This window comes from Dyella sedimenti (assembly GCF_022760995.1).
GTDB classification, from domain to species: Bacteria; Pseudomonadota; Gammaproteobacteria; order Xanthomonadales; family Rhodanobacteraceae; genus Dyella; species Dyella sedimenti.
In genome coordinates this window covers 766,177-779,750 of record NZ_JAKWJO010000001.1, presented here as the reverse complement: position 1 = coordinate 779,750, position 13,574 = coordinate 766,177, and the positions used below count along the sequence as shown (strand labels likewise).

At 68.4% G+C, this 13,574-nt stretch carries 13 protein-coding genes; 8 read left to right on the top strand and 5 right to left on the bottom strand.

Annotated features, from left to right (window positions below; translation table 11 throughout):
• Positions 1 to 9: 9 nt before the first annotated feature.
• The 3 genes from MJ605_RS03595 to MJ605_RS03585 all read right to left on the bottom strand — a co-directional run bounded on the left by MJ605_RS03595 (position 10) and on the right by MJ605_RS03585 (position 4,663).
• Positions 10 to 1,449: an L-aspartate oxidase gene (locus MJ605_RS03595; protein ID WP_243039641.1), complete on the bottom strand. Its 1,440-nt coding sequence runs from the start codon at positions 1,447 to 1,449 to the stop codon at positions 10 to 12.
• The gene (nadA, locus tag MJ605_RS03590) at positions 1,446 to 2,474 is read right to left on the bottom strand and encodes a quinolinate synthase NadA (protein WP_243039639.1); all 1,029 of its coding nucleotides are present in this window, start codon (positions 2,472 to 2,474) and stop codon (positions 1,446 to 1,448) included. The genes MJ605_RS03595 and nadA overlap by 4 nt, the downstream gene beginning before the upstream one ends.
• 239 nt (positions 2,475 to 2,713) lie before the next feature.
• Positions 2,714 to 4,663, bottom strand: a complete 1,950-nt coding sequence (locus tag MJ605_RS03585; RefSeq protein ID WP_425600960.1) for a M61 family metallopeptidase — start codon at positions 4,661 to 4,663, stop codon at positions 2,714 to 2,716.
• A 238-nt stretch (positions 4,664 to 4,901) separates the two neighbouring features.
• Between MJ605_RS03585 and MJ605_RS03580 the strand changes: the two genes are divergently transcribed.
• The 3 genes from MJ605_RS03580 to MJ605_RS03570 all read left to right on the top strand — a co-directional run bounded on the left by MJ605_RS03580 (position 4,902) and on the right by MJ605_RS03570 (position 8,298).
• A complete protein-coding gene (locus MJ605_RS03580; protein WP_243039637.1) occupies positions 4,902 to 5,696 on the top strand; it encodes an enoyl-CoA hydratase/isomerase family protein in 795 nt (264 codons plus the stop codon).
• Between the two features lie 18 nt (positions 5,697 to 5,714).
• Complete coding sequence (locus tag MJ605_RS03575; RefSeq protein WP_243039629.1) at positions 5,715 to 6,107, top strand: VOC family protein; 393 nt, start codon at positions 5,715 to 5,717, stop codon at positions 6,105 to 6,107.
• A gap of 193 nt (positions 6,108 to 6,300) precedes the next feature.
• Entirely contained in the window at positions 6,301 to 8,298 is a 1,998-nt protein-coding gene (locus MJ605_RS03570; protein WP_243039628.1) for an acetyl/propionyl/methylcrotonyl-CoA carboxylase subunit alpha, read from the top strand.
• 121 nt (positions 8,299 to 8,419) lie between these two features.
• On the opposite strand, the gene MJ605_RS03565 is transcribed toward MJ605_RS03570, so the two are convergent.
• Both MJ605_RS03565 and MJ605_RS03560 read right to left on the bottom strand, forming a co-directional pair.
• Positions 8,420 to 8,686: a Txe/YoeB family addiction module toxin gene (locus MJ605_RS03565; protein ID WP_243039625.1), complete on the bottom strand. Its 267-nt coding sequence runs from the start codon at positions 8,684 to 8,686 to the stop codon at positions 8,420 to 8,422.
• On the bottom strand, positions 8,683 to 8,955 hold the full coding sequence (locus MJ605_RS03560; protein WP_243039618.1) for a type II toxin-antitoxin system Phd/YefM family antitoxin: 273 nt from the start codon (positions 8,953 to 8,955) through the stop codon (positions 8,683 to 8,685). The genes MJ605_RS03565 and MJ605_RS03560 overlap by 4 nt, the downstream gene beginning before the upstream one ends.
• A gap of 459 nt (positions 8,956 to 9,414) precedes the next feature.
• Here MJ605_RS03560 and MJ605_RS03555 point away from each other — a divergent pair, with 459 nt between their 5' ends.
• From MJ605_RS03555 to MJ605_RS03535, 5 genes are all read left to right on the top strand, one after another.
• Positions 9,415 to 10,314, top strand: a complete 900-nt coding sequence (locus MJ605_RS03555) for a hydroxymethylglutaryl-CoA lyase (protein WP_243040012.1) — start codon at positions 9,415 to 9,417, stop codon at positions 10,312 to 10,314.
• A 19-nt stretch (positions 10,315 to 10,333) separates the two neighbouring features.
• Positions 10,334 to 10,960 (top strand): GIY-YIG nuclease family protein, encoded by a 627-nt coding sequence (locus MJ605_RS03550; protein ID WP_243039616.1) that lies wholly within the window; start codon positions 10,334 to 10,336, stop codon positions 10,958 to 10,960.
• A gap of 139 nt (positions 10,961 to 11,099) precedes the next feature.
• Positions 11,100 to 12,356, top strand: a complete 1,257-nt coding sequence (locus MJ605_RS03545; protein ID WP_425600977.1) for a sensor histidine kinase — start codon at positions 11,100 to 11,102, stop codon at positions 12,354 to 12,356.
• Positions 12,353 to 13,117 carry a LytR/AlgR family response regulator transcription factor gene (locus tag MJ605_RS03540; RefSeq protein ID WP_243039611.1) on the top strand — a complete coding sequence of 255 codons (765 nt, stop codon included), beginning with the start codon at positions 12,353 to 12,355 and terminating at the stop codon, positions 13,115 to 13,117. The genes MJ605_RS03545 and MJ605_RS03540 overlap by 4 nt, the downstream gene beginning before the upstream one ends.
• A gap of 29 nt (positions 13,118 to 13,146) precedes the next feature.
• A complete protein-coding gene (locus tag MJ605_RS03535; protein WP_243039610.1) occupies positions 13,147 to 13,521 on the top strand; it encodes a hypothetical protein in 375 nt (124 codons plus the stop codon).
• Positions 13,522 to 13,574 lie beyond the last annotated feature (53 nt).

Here is a 13,574-nt window from a genome sequence, read left to right as displayed (position 1 = left end):
CGGCCAGTTTCAGGCGGTGCTGTCCAGCCGGTAATGCGCACCCAGGCTGGTACGCCGCTGCTGCGCGGCCTCCAGCAAGGGCTGCGCCAGGCGCGCCTGCCAACCTTGCCCAGCCAGTTCGGCGCAGCGCTGCAAGGCGCGTTCGAGCGTGGACTCCTCCCTGACCGGCCCGGCCGCCTCCCATAGCAGGCGGCGTAACTCGATCCGCCGCGGCTCCGGCAAGGTGTTGCCGCGCCGCGACCAGCGGAAGGCGCCCTTGGGCTGGGCCTGCGGCATGCGGGCCAGGTGCCCGCCCAGGCGCTGCCCGCACAGGATGGCCTCCAATAGCGAATTGCTGGCCAGCCGGTTGGCGCCGTGCATGCCGTTGCAGGCCACCTCGCCCACCGCGTACAGGCCGAGCACGGTGGTGCTGCCATTGAGGTCGGTGGCGAGCCCGCCCATGTGGAAGTGCGCCGCCGGCGTCACCGGGATGCGCTGGTGGCGCGGATCGACGCCGTGCGCCGTGCATGCCGCCAGCACCGTGGGGAAACGCCGCGTCCAATCGCCGGTGACCTCGCGGGTGTCCAGCCAGGCGCCCCACCCTTCGCGCTGCGCCTGCCATACACACCTGGCCACCACGTCGCGCGGTGCCAGGTCGCCTTGCGCGTGCACATCCCGCATCAATGGCGCGCCCGCACTGTCCACCAACCGGGCGCCCGCGCCGCGCAAGGCCTCGGTAATCAGCGGAAGGCAATGGCCGCCATCGACGTCAAGCGCCGTGGGATGGAACTGGACGAATTCCAGGTCGCGTGCCACCGCGCCGGCCGCCAACCCAAGGGCCAGCCCGCTGCCGTCCGCTCCCGGCGGATTGCTGGTGCGCGCGAAGGCGGCGCCGATCCCGCCGGTGGCCAGCACCACGGCGGACGCCTCGATTTCCTCGCTGAAACCGCCCTCGCCGCGCACCCGCACCCCGCACACACGGTTGCCGCGCAACAGCAGCGCATCGACGTCCACGCCTTCGCGGTAGTCGATGCGCGATTCCCCCTGCACTTTCCGGCGCATGGCGCGCGCCACCTCGGCGCCGGTGGCGTCCCCGCCCGCATGCACGATGCGAGCCGCCTGGTGGCCGCCCTCGCGACCAAGCTGCAGTCCCCCGTACTCGTCGCGGTCGAAAGTCACGCCCAGCGATACCAGCCAGTCGATCGCGGCATAGGCCCTGGTGCACAACCAGCGCACCAGGGCGGCATTGTTGTAGTCCGCGCCCGCCGCCATGGTGTCGGCGGCATGGCCGGCCGCGCTGTCGCCCTTGCCGAGCGCGGCCGCGATGCCGCCCTGCGCCAGCGCGCTGGCGCTGCCCTGTCCGCGGCGCGAGCGGCACAGCAGGCGTACCGGCATCGGCGCGGCGGCGAGCGCGGCCGCCAGGCCGGCGGCGCCGCCGCCGACGATCACCAAGGGCCGCCGCCCGCTCATCGAACCGCCTCGCATCGGCCGACCGCCAGCATCCGCTGCAGGGCGGCCCTTGCGCGCTCCGCCACGTCCTCCGCCACGTCCACCGCATGCCGCAGGTCGCGCAGTGCCGCGTAGATGTTCGGCAAGGTGATCTGTTGCATGTGCGGGCACAGGTTGCACGGCTTGATGAACTCGATGGCCGGGAATTGCACACGCAGGTTGTCGGCCATCGAGCATTCGGTAATCAGGGCGACGCGCTTGGGCTTTTCCTGTTCCAGCCAGCGCCCCATGGCGGTGGTGGAGCCGACGAAATCCGCTTCCGCCAGCACCGCCGGTGGGCATTCGGGATGCGCCACCAGCCTGGCGTCGAATTGCTCGCGCGCATGCCGCGCCTGCGATGCCGTGAATTTCTCGTGCACCTCGCAGCGGCCCTTCCACAGCACCAGTTCCACCTTGGTCTGGCTGGCGACGTGGCGGCCGAGGAACTGGTCAGGGAGGAAGATCACCTTGGGCGCACCCATGGATTCCACCACCTGCACGGCGTTGGCCGAGGTGCAGATCGCATCCGACTCGGCCTTCACCGCCGCCGAGGTGTTGGCATAGCTGACCACCGGTACGCCGGGATGGCGGCGACGCAGCAGGCGCACGTCCTCGGCCGTGATCGAGGAGGCCAGCGAGCAGCCCGCCTCCAGGCTGGGGATCAGCACGGTCTTTTCCGGTGCCAGGATCTTGGCGCTCTCGGCCATGAAATGGACGCCGCAGAGCAGGATCAGCCCGCTGTCGCACTCGGCGGCCGCCTGCGCCAGCCCCAGCGAATCGCCGGTGACGTCCGCCACGCCGTGGAAGATCTCCGGCGACTGGTAGCTGTGCGCCATGACCACGGCGCCGCGCTGCTTCTTCAACCGGTTGATCGCATCGATCCACGGCAGGTGCATGGATACTTCGAGGCACGGAATGCGCGAGGCCAGCCGCTCGGTCAGCTCGGCATATTCCTCCGCCAGCTCGTCGCGCCACGTCGGCAGGGGCAGGTCCAGGAGAACAGTCATGAGGGTCGTCAGCGCCGATGGATCCCAGGGAGAAGATGCGCACGGCGCGCGGCACGCCACGATGTGCAACGACACGCATCCACGAAGCCTTCACGACGGCGCAAGCCCATGAGCCCGCGCCGTCGTGAAGGGCGACGCCTATCTTCTTGAGGAAAGCGGCTACCCGACCCTGATGCAGATCAAGACGCGGAAGCAGGGCCGCGGCATGTCATCCCGCGGCTCACTGTCCGGTTCGGTACCTACTTGCGCGGCGCGATGATCTCGCTCAAGTAGTCGGGCGTGCCCTCGACGCGCACCAGGTGCGGGTATTGCAGGCCGCCGTGGTAGTCCACCGCCACCGTGCGGAAGCCGCCCTGGTACTTCAGCATCAGCTGGATCGGCGCCTTGCCGGTCTTGGCCGCGGTGATGGCGTCTTTCAGCACGTCATTGGAAAAAGCCTGGCCATTGACGGCGACCAGGGTGGCTCCCGTGCTGACGCCGGCCTTGAACGCGGGGCCATCCCAGCGCACGTCGTTGACCTGGCCCTGGTCGTTCAGGGTCAGCCCGATCGACCAGGCGAAGTTGTACAGGTGGCGCGGCGATTGCGGGCGGCTGTTGTACTGCTTTTCGTACTCGCTTTCCTGCTCGGTGTAGACCAGCTTCCAGCCGGTCGCCGCGATGCCGTTCTGCAGCGGCGGGTTGAGCGTGGCCACGCGCTCGCGCAGGAAGCCGGCCCAGTCGTAGGGGGCCACGCCATCGAGCGCCTTCGCCACGTCGTCGAAGGTATAGGTCCGGGGCACGTAGCTGCCGTCGTCGATGCCGAAGAACGCCTTGGCGAAATCGTCCAGCGACTTCCGGTCGTGCGTCAGCGCGCGCAGCTTCGCGTCCACCTCCAGCCACATCATCTGGCCGCCGCTGTAGTAGTCCTCGCTCATCTGCCAGCTGCGGTACGGCAGGCTGGAACGGCGGGCGGCGGTGGGATCGTTGGTGGTGTCCTCCAGCGTGCGCCACTGGAAGCCCTCGCGGTTGCGCTCGTAGTTGGCCGCGACCATCGCCAGCGCGTCGCGGAATTCCTGCGGCGACCACAGGCCGGCGCGAGCGGTCAGCACGAACCCCCAGTACTGCGTCTGTCCCTCGTACACCCACAGCAGCGAGTCGCCCATCGGCACGTTGAAGTTGGGCGTCCACAGATCGGCCGGGCGGCGGAACTTGCCGTTCCACGAATGGGTGTATTCGTGCGCCAGCAGGTCGCGGTCGGGCGCGGATTCCTTCCAGGCGGTGAAGTAGTCGGCGCCCAGGCCGTCCTCGCTCGACTGGTGGTGTTCGGTGCCGTTGCCGCCCAACTGGTCCGACAGCGAGAACAGGAAGTCGTAGTGGTCGTAGTGATGCGAGCCGAACAGCTTCACCGCCTGCGTCACCAGCTCGCGGTGCGCCTTGAGCTGGTCGGGCGTCATCTCCAGGTACTTCGGCTCGTCGGCGACGATGTCCAGGCGCACCGGCGCGCCTCCGCCCGGATTCAAGTCGACGCGCTTGAAATACCGCCCGGCGTAGATCGGCGAATCGACCAGGTTGTCATAGGCCACCGGCTTGAAGGTGGTGGTATCGCCCGATTGAGAGGCGGTTTCCAGCGCGGTGCCGAACTGCCAGCCATGGGCCAGCGTGACGCTGGGAGCAAAGGTGATGCCGCGCGTGTAGTAGCCGGCCGGATAGAGCGACACCTTGCTCCACTCCATGTCCATCATGCGGTCGGTGATCTCGAAACCCTGGCTCTCGGTGCGGCCCGACAGGTACTGGAAATCCACGTCGATGGCGGAGACGCCCTCCGGCACGTCCAGGTGGAACGCGTACACGTCGTACTCGTCGCGCTTCCACGCCAGCGGCTTGCCGTTGGCGCTGATCTTCAATCCGGCCAGCATGGCGACCGGGCCGGTCGGCGAATGGTCGCCGGGAATCCACTGCGGATAAAGCAGCGTCAGCGCGCCGGCCTTCACCGGCAACGTCTCGTGGACGCGGAAAATGCCCTGCCGCGTATCGCTGGCGTCCACCCGCAGGTTCACCGTGCCGGCATACGGCGTGTCCTGCGGCGGCGGCACCTTCGCGCCCTGTGCCTGGGCGGCGCCGGCCACAAGCACCATGGCGGTGGCCAGGGCGAGGCGCGAGAACTTGCGGCGCGCGGCGATGGACAAAACGGCAGGAAGCACGAGCGACATGAGGACTCCGGCAAGCGACTGGGCAATTCCTTCAACTTAACATTACCGCTTCCGGAAAGTGCCGCCTGCACCCACCCCAGTCCCACGCCGAAGCCGTCGCGCCGGCAAGATGTTCACTCCGGCCCACCGCGGTTTTCTACAGCGCGTCGAAAAATCCTAGAATCCGGGCATCTGGCCCTTGATGGCCCATGACAGGGCCTGCCTTGCGTAGGCGCCCCTTCCATCCGGCAGGAACCCGATGACTTCCAGCATTCAGATCACCGACCACGCCGGTATCCGCCGCATCGCCCTGAACCGGCCGCAGGTGCACAACGCCTTCGACGATGGATTGATCGCGGAACTGACCACGGCGCTGGAGCAAACAGGGCGTGACGCAGGAGTGCGGGCCGTGGTGCTGACCGGCGAAGGCGCCAGTTTTTCCGCGGGAGCGGACCTGCAGTGGATGCGTGGCATGGCGGCGGCGAGCGAGGCGGAGAATCGCGAGGATTCGCGGCGGCTGGCGCGACTGATGCGCACGCTGCAATACCTGCCCAAGCCCACCATCGCGCGGGTGAACGGCGCGGCCTACGGCGGTGGCGTGGGGCTGGTGGCGTGCTGCGATATCGCCATCGGCGTAGACAGCGCGCGCTTCGGCCTTACCGAGGTGAAGCTCGGCCTGGTGCCGGCAGTGATCTCGCCCTATGTGATCCAGGCGATCGGCCTGCGTCAGGCGCGGCGCCTGTTCCTTACCGGCGAACTGTTCGACGCCGACACCGCGTTGCGGCTGGGGCTGCTCCATCAATGCGTGCCCGCCGGACAGCTGGATGACGCGGTCGATGCCACCCTGGCGCTGCTGGCCAAGGCCGGTCCGGTGGCGCAGGCCGAGGCCAAGCGGCTCGCCCTGCGCATGGCCGGCGCCAGCGAGGCGGAAGCCGAGCGGCTGGACGAGGAGAACGCGGTGCTGATCGCGCGCCTGCGCGTATCGGCGGAAGGCCAGGAAGGCCTGGGAGCCTTCCTCGACAAGCGCCCGCCCGCGTGGTGCGCGCCGGGCTGAATACGAAGGAGAGCGAACATGCTGGACCATGTCGGATTGCAGGTATCGGGCTACGCCCGCAGCCGCGAGTTCTACGGCAAGGTGCTGGTGCCGCTGGGCGGTACGTTGGTGATGGAAGTGACCGCCGCGCAGACCGGCGATGGCGACCACGCCGGCTTCGGCATCGGAGGCGTGCCCATCTTCTGGATCGGCACCTCGCGCAAGGCGCCCGCGACGGGCCCGGCCCATATCGCCTTCACCGCGGCCAACCGCGAGGCGGTGGATGCCTTCCACCGCGCGGCGATCGCCGCCGGCGCCAAGGACAACGGCCCGCCTGGCCTGCGTCCCCACTACCACGAGCATTACTACGGCGCCTTCGTGCTCGACCCGGACGGGAACAACATCGAGGCGGTCTGCCACCAGCCGGCGTGATGGCGACCCAGCCTCCCGACTTTTCTGTAGGAGCGCACCCAGTGCGCGATACCGGCGCAAGAGGGCGGTCGCGCACTGGGTGCGCTCCTACATAAGTCCCACACAAGGTGGGCAAGTCCATGCTGCGGCGCGCATCGGCGGCGGCGCGGCGATCTGCTAGGTTTAGCGGCTCGGCTTCCCCTCCGGACTTCGCATGTTCGAGCGCGTACTCATTGCCAACCGCGGCGAGATCGCCTGCCGCGTGATCCGCACCTGCCGCCGGCTGGGCATCCACACCATCGCGGTGTATTCGCAGGCCGATGCCGACGCCCAGCACGTACGCCTGGCGGACGAGGCCTGGCCCATCGGCGGCCCGCGCCCCGCCAAGTCGTACCTGCGCGGCGAGGCCATCCTGGAGGTGGCGCGACGTAGCGGCGCGCAGGCCATCCATCCCGGCTACGGCTTCCTATCGGAGAACACCGCGTTCGCGCGGGCCTGCATCGAGGCGGGCATCGCCTTTATCGGGCCGCGCCCGGAAAGCATCGACGCCATGGGCTCCAAGGCCGCCGCCAAGGCGCTGATGGAAAAGCACGGCGTGCCGCTGGTGCCCGGCTACCACGGCGAGGACCAGTCGGCCGACGTGCTGCGCGAGCAGGCCCGCCGCACCGGCTTCCCGCTGATGATCAAGGCCGCGGCGGGCGGCGGCGGCAAGGGCATGCGCATCGTGCGCGCGGAGAGCGAGTTTGCCGACGCGCTCGCCTCCGCCCAGCGCGAGGCGGCCGGCGCCTTCGGCGATACGCGCGTGATCCTCGAACGCTACGTGGAACATCCGCGCCACATCGAGTTCCAGGTGTTTGGCGACAGCCACGGCCGCGTCATCCACCTCAACGAGCGCGAGTGCTCGGCGCAGCGCCGCTACCAGAAGGTGCTGGAGGAAACGCCCTCGCCGTTCCTGGACGAAGCGCGCCGCGCCGCGATGGGCGCGGCGGCGGTTGCGGCGGCCAAGGCGGTCGACTACGTGGGCGCCGGCACGGTGGAATTCATCGTGGGCCAGGACGGCGCGTTCTTCTTCATGGAGATGAACACGCGCTTGCAGGTGGAGCATCCGGTCACCGAGGAAACCCTGGGCCTGGACCTGGTGGAATGGCAGCTGCGCGTCGCCGCTGGCCAGCCGTTGCCGCTGGCGCAGGAACAGGTCCGCGCGCAGGGCCATGCCATCGAGGTGCGCCTGTACGCCGAGGACCCGGACCAGAACTTCCTGCCCGGTTCCGGCAAATTGCAGGTGCTGCGTCTGCCCGCGCCGTCGCGCCATGTGCGCCTGGACGGCGGCGTGGTCGAGGGCGACACGGTGACGATCTTCTACGACCCGATGATCGCCAAGCTGATCGTCTGGGACCAGGATCGTCCGCAGGCCCTGCAACGCCTACGCGACGCGCTGGCCGCGTGCGAGATCGTGGGGCCGAAGTCCAACATCGCCTTCCTGGAGCGCTTGGCGCGGCATCCCGTCGTGGTCGAGGGCCGCATCGACACCGGCTACCTGGACCGTCACCTGGATGAGTTCCTGGCGGGCGATGCATCGCCTGCCGACCGCGTGCTGTTCGCCGCCGCGGTCGCCGCCCTGCTGCACGACGAAGGCGCCGCGGCGAGCGATGCGCGCCACGGCGCCGATCCGTTCTCGCCGTGGGCGCGCGCCGATGCCTGGCGCGTGGGACACGCCGGCAAGCGCATCGTCGCCCTGTCGCTGCAGGGCCAACGCCACGAAGTGGAAGCCCATGGCCATCGCGGCGACTACCGCCTGCAGCACGGCGAGGTCGTCACCGAAGTGCGCGGCGCACGCCATGACGGCGAAACGCTGGGCGCGCGCTTCGATGGCGAGGCGCAACGCTTCCCCGTGCGGGTCGATGCCGCGCGCGTCACCGTGCACGACGCCCAGGGCTACCGCCATGCCTTCGAGCGCGCCGCCGCCTTTGCCTGGCAGTCGAAAGAGACCGGCGGCGGCAACCAGGTGGTGGCGCCGATGCCGGGCCGCATCGTGCTGGTGAAGGCGCAACCCGGCGACGTGGTGGAAGAAGGCCAGGAACTGCTGGTGATGGAGGCGATGAAGATGGAACTGGCCTTGAAGGCACCACGCGCCGGCACCATCGAGAGCGTAAGCGCCGCGCAGGGCGATTTCGTCGAGGCCGACAGCGTGCTGGTGCGCTTCGTTCCCTGAGAGCCTGTTTACATAGCCCTCGTTGAGCCGGTGTGTCGCCAGGCTGGCGTCATCACTCGGTCGTGTACGAACGTACACTTTTTCTTCCTTGGCCTGCCCCGGCAATCGAGGCGCGCCAGGATCAGTGATCGTCGTAGTGGAAACGTGCCTGGATCACTGTGATCGAATCTTTGTCGAAGGCATAAACCAGGCGATCTTTCTTGCTGATGTTCCTGGCCCAGAAGCCGGCCAGGTCGCCATGCAACTCATGTGGATCGCCTGCACCCTCAGCAGGCGTTCGACGTGCCTCTTTGATCAATGCGTTGACCTTCTTGAGGGTTTTCCTGTCGTCGAGCCAAAACTGATAGTCCTCCCAACCTTCATCCGTGAAGCAAAGCTTCCTACTCAAGCGTTCTCCTCCTCCGTTTCTTCGACCAATTCCCGCTTCTTGGCCTTGCCGGCCTTGAACTGAGCGATGGCCTTAGCCAGGCGCTCGCGGTTGCTCTTGGTGCTCATCAGGTGAATGGTGTCCGCCATCGAGTTGTAGTCCGCAAGGGACATCACTACTGCGTCCTCGTGGTCGCGGCGATGGATAACCGTGATGGAACAATCGCTCGCTACGGTATCCAGCACTTCCTTGAGGTTGTTACGGGCGTCGGAAAAGCTGACGACACGCATGAGGTTCTCCTGTCTTGCCTGCGCTCATATGACTTGTGCAGTTTGTTGCACAAGTTGAGTGTAGCGAAGTCGCTACAGGACAACAAGCGTTAGTCGGGGAAAACCTAGATCCATGTTCATGATTTTATTAAATTTACCTGCCATAGGCGCCTTCGAGACCAAATCCAGGAAGCACCTTGGTGCCAGACAGGTAATCAAGTGCTCCAGTGCCCCTCCTCTGGCCTGGGCAGAAGTGGCCAAAGCCCAAGGAGAGCCAGGGGGCGGGATAAGGGATAAGCATGTCGGCACGCTTCGTTGCCGCCAGTGGGGCAACGATGATGAGGCGAGACGCGCGAAGAATCGCCGCGCCGACCTATCCGCCCATGATGGGTGCGGGTTCTGTTTCCCCACTTCCTGAAGCGGATGCGCCTCGATGAACGCATATGCGCCCATCGCCGGGATCGCGCTATGCTCGCCGTTATGCATACGAGCGACCACGTCCGCCTCGTCGAAGTCGGCCCGCGCGACGGCCTGCAGAACGAGAAGACCCTGCTGCCGACCGACGTGAAGATCGCGTTGATCGACCGTCTGTCCAGCACCGGCCTGCAAACCATCGAGGCCACCAGCTTCGTCAGCCCCAAGTGGGTGCCGCAGATGGCCGACGCGACGGAGGTCTACCAGGGCATCCGCAAGGTGCCGGGGGTGGGCTATCCGGTGCTGGTACCGAACGAGCAGGGCTACGAACGCGCGCGCGCGGTGGGCGTCGCCGAGGTGGCGGTGTTCACCGCGGCCTCCGAGGCGTTCAACCGCAAGAACGTCAATGCCTCCATCGACGAGTCGATCGAGCGCTTCGTGCCCGTGCTGGAGCGCGCCAGGGCCGATGGCGTGAAGGTGCGCGGCTACGTCTCCACCGTGCTCGGCTGCCCCTACCAGGGCGAGGTGCCGGTGGGCGACGTGGTGCGTGTGGCGCGCCGCCTGCACGAACTGGGCTGCTACGAAGTCTCGCTGGGCGACACCATCGGCGTGGGCACGCCGGCCAAGGCGCGCGCCATGCTGCACGCGGTGGCGCAGGAGGTGCCCATGCACGCGCTGGCGGTGCATTTCCACGATACCTACGGCCAGGCGCTGGCCAATATCCTGGCCTGCCTGGAAGAAGGCGTGCGCGTGGTGGACAGCGCCGTCTCCGGCACCGGCGGCTGTCCCTACGCCAAGGGCGCCACCGGCAACGTGGCCAGCGAGGACGTGGTGTACATGCTGCACGGCCTGGGGCTGCATACCGGCATCGACCTGGACATCCTCGTCGCCACCGGCGCCTGGCTGGCCGGGCAGTTGCACAAGGAAACCGCCAGCCGGGTCACCCGGGCGCGTACCGCGGCGTAGCGCCGCCGCCGGGTATCCCGTGGACGATGACCTTTTCGTCGAACCGCGCTTCGCGTCGCGCGGGCGCGCCTATGTGTATCTGCTGCCCTGCCGCGAGCAGGACCTGCTCAAGGTGGGTTTCTCGCGCGATCCATGGCAGCGCTTCCATACCCTGCACCGGCGCTTCCACGACTTCTTCGACCTGGATCGCGGCCTGCTGGTCGAAGCGGAACGCGTGGCCCAGGCGCGGCGCATCGAGCGGCGCCTGCATGCGGCCTGGGCCGCGCATCGTGCGCCCGCGCCGCTGGCCGTACCGGATTCGGCGGCGGGCCATACCGAGTGGTATCGCGGCATCGACGCGCAGGTGACCACCCTCGCTCGCCAGTTGGCCCACGAGGATTCCTTGCCGTGCCATGAGCCGCTGCGTCCCTGGCTGGCGGCCCGTCTTGCCGGGCGCACGGAGGCCCTCTACGGCTGGAGCGAGACGATGCTCGCCCAGGCCCGGCTGGAGCGCGAGTACACCGGAGCCGCCGGCCCGTGCGAGCGCGCCTTGCTGGATACGCTGGCCTTGTGCGAGGCGCTGGGCCCATCCCTGGCGGACGTGCTGCCGGAGGCGGTGCTGGACTGGTACCGCCACGGCCCGCATCGCTCGCTGTTCGGGGCGTAGCCTTCGCGGCTCCTGGCCTCCGTCGCGGCCTGCGGCGGTTCCGTCGCCGCCTTCCCGGTTTCGTCGCCCGGGCCCGCCCCTGCTCGCACCGGCTGGGTATGCTCCGCCCATTGCCATCGCCGCCAGGGATTCCGCCGTGATCAAGAGCCTGATGTTCGTCGCCCGCCTGGTGGTGGCCTGGTTCCTCGCCCTGCTGTTCATCGCCCTCGTGCTGGGCGAGAGCCCGCCATTCCGCTACCGCGACACCGGCGGCGTCACCATGCTGCTGATCTTCCTGGCCCTGCTGATGGTGGTGACCGGTGCCGTCTCGCATCTGCGGCGGGTGCGGCTGATCGCGGGGCACATCGACAGCGACACTCTGGGCAATCGCCAGCGGCGGCGCGTGGAAGTGCCCTTCGAGGCGGACGAGGCGTTCGACCTGCTCGACGCCGCCATCCGCGAACTGCCGCGCACCGAGGATATCGAGAGCGCCCGCGACAGCCTGCAGATCCGCGCCAAGGTGAAGCGTCCGCTCACCTACGGGCGCAGCCCGTTCGAACGGCTCAACCCCGGCAACTGGTTCGGCCACCTGCGCAACCAGATCTACGCCACCGTGACCCCGGGCAACGGCGCCGGCAGCGTCACCCTGATCTGCGAGCCGGAGGCCGGAGCCTGGAGCGACTGGTTCCGCGTGGACGACGGCACCAACCTGGAGAACGCCGAGGCGATCACCCGTGCCATCACCCGCCGCGTGGCCGAGAAGCGCCGCCAGGAAAAACGGCGTGCCGAGCAGTCGGAAAGCGAGAAGGAGCGCACCGTGGCCCGCCTCAACCTGCTGCACGCGCAGGTGGAGCCGCACTTCCTCTACAACACGCTGGCCAGCGCGCAGTACCTCACGCGCAGCGAGCCGGCGCAGGCCGACCGCATGCTCGGCCACCTGATCCACTACCTGCGCCACTCGCTGCCGCTCAACGACGACGCGCTGTCCACCGTGGGCGACGAGCTGGAGCGCACCCGCGCCTACCTGGAGATCATGCGGCTGCGCATGGGACCGCGCCTGTCGCTGCAGATCGAGGTGCCTGACGCCCTGCGCGCGGTGCCGCTGCCGCCGATGATGCTGCAGACGCTGGTGGAGAACGCGATCAAGCACGGCCTGGAGCCCAAGCCCGGCGGCGGCACGGTGTGGATCACCGCGCGCCGCGACGACGGCGCCATCGCGATCACCGTGGCCGACGACGGGTGCGGCTTCAGCGAGGCCACCAGTGGCACCGGCATCGGCCTGAAGAACGTGCGCGAGCGGCTGCGCCTGATCTACGGCGGCGCCGCCACGCTCTCGGTGGTGAGCAATGCGCCGGAAGGCGTGGCCAGCACCATCACCGTGCCGGCACAGGCGCCGAAAGCGGGTGACGCGCCATGAGCACCGCCATCCTCGCCGAGGACGAAACCCTGCTGCGCGACGCCTTGCGCGAATCGCTGGCGCAGGCCTGGCCGGAGCTGGCCATCGTGGCCGAATGCGAGGACGGCGCCAGCGCGCTGGAGGCGATCGCCGAACAGCGGCCGGACGTCGCCTTCCTCGACATCCGCATGCCGGGCCTGAACGGGCTGGAGGTGGCCGCCGCCGCGGCCGAGGCCAGCCCGGGCACCCGCGTGGTGTTCACCACGGCCTACGACCAGTACGCCATCGATGCCTTCGAGCGCGGCGCGGTGGACTACCTGCTCAAGCCGATCAGCCCCGAGCGCCTCGCCACCACCGTGCAGCGGCTGAAGGCACGGGGGGCGGCCTCCGCGAGCGATGCGGAGACGCTGGCCTCGCTGCTGCGCGAGCTGGCGGTGGACCGCGGCCAGGCCGCGCCGCCGCTGACCTGGATCACCGCCAGCCACGGCCGCGAGACGCGATTGGTGATGGTGGACGACGTGGCCTATTTCCGCGCCGACAGCAAGTACACCCTGGCCATGACCGCCGAGGGCGAGTTGCTGCTGCGCACGCCGATCCGCGAACTGGCCGGCCGGCTCGATCCGAACCTGTTCAAGCAGATCCACCGCTCCACCATCGTCAACCTCAAGGCCGTGGCCTCCATCGTCCGCGACGATACCGGCAAGGGCACGCTGCGCCTGCGGCAGCGTCCGGAAACGCTGGTGGTCAGCCAACCCTTCATGGCCTTGTTCCGCCACATGTGAGGCGCAAAAGCGCCGCACCGGAGGTCGTCATGCACAAGCTGATCCTGCTGTTCTACCTGGCGCTCGCCCTCACCGGCTGCGGGCGTGGGCACACTGTCGCCACCCACGTGGTCGTCGATGGCGAGGAAGTGATCGACAGCCAGGTCCGTATCGTCGGCGAACTGGCCACCTTCCGCTGCCTGCGCAGCAAGAGCGGCATCTGCCACTACACCGTGCTGCCCGGCACCTGCGCGGCCAACGGCGTCGGCTGCAAGCCACCGCTCTCCACCTTCAGCATGCGCCAGGGCGATACGCTGGTGCTCACCACGCTGCCCGCTGATTTCCGCAGTTGCGTGACCGCCGATCCCTCGGCGGCCAGCGAGTGCGCCTCGCAATTCGCCGACGCGTCCCTCGCCGTATTCTGAGCCGCGACTCGCGGCGGGACGCCGTGCCTCGCTAGAATCAGTCCATTCGCGGG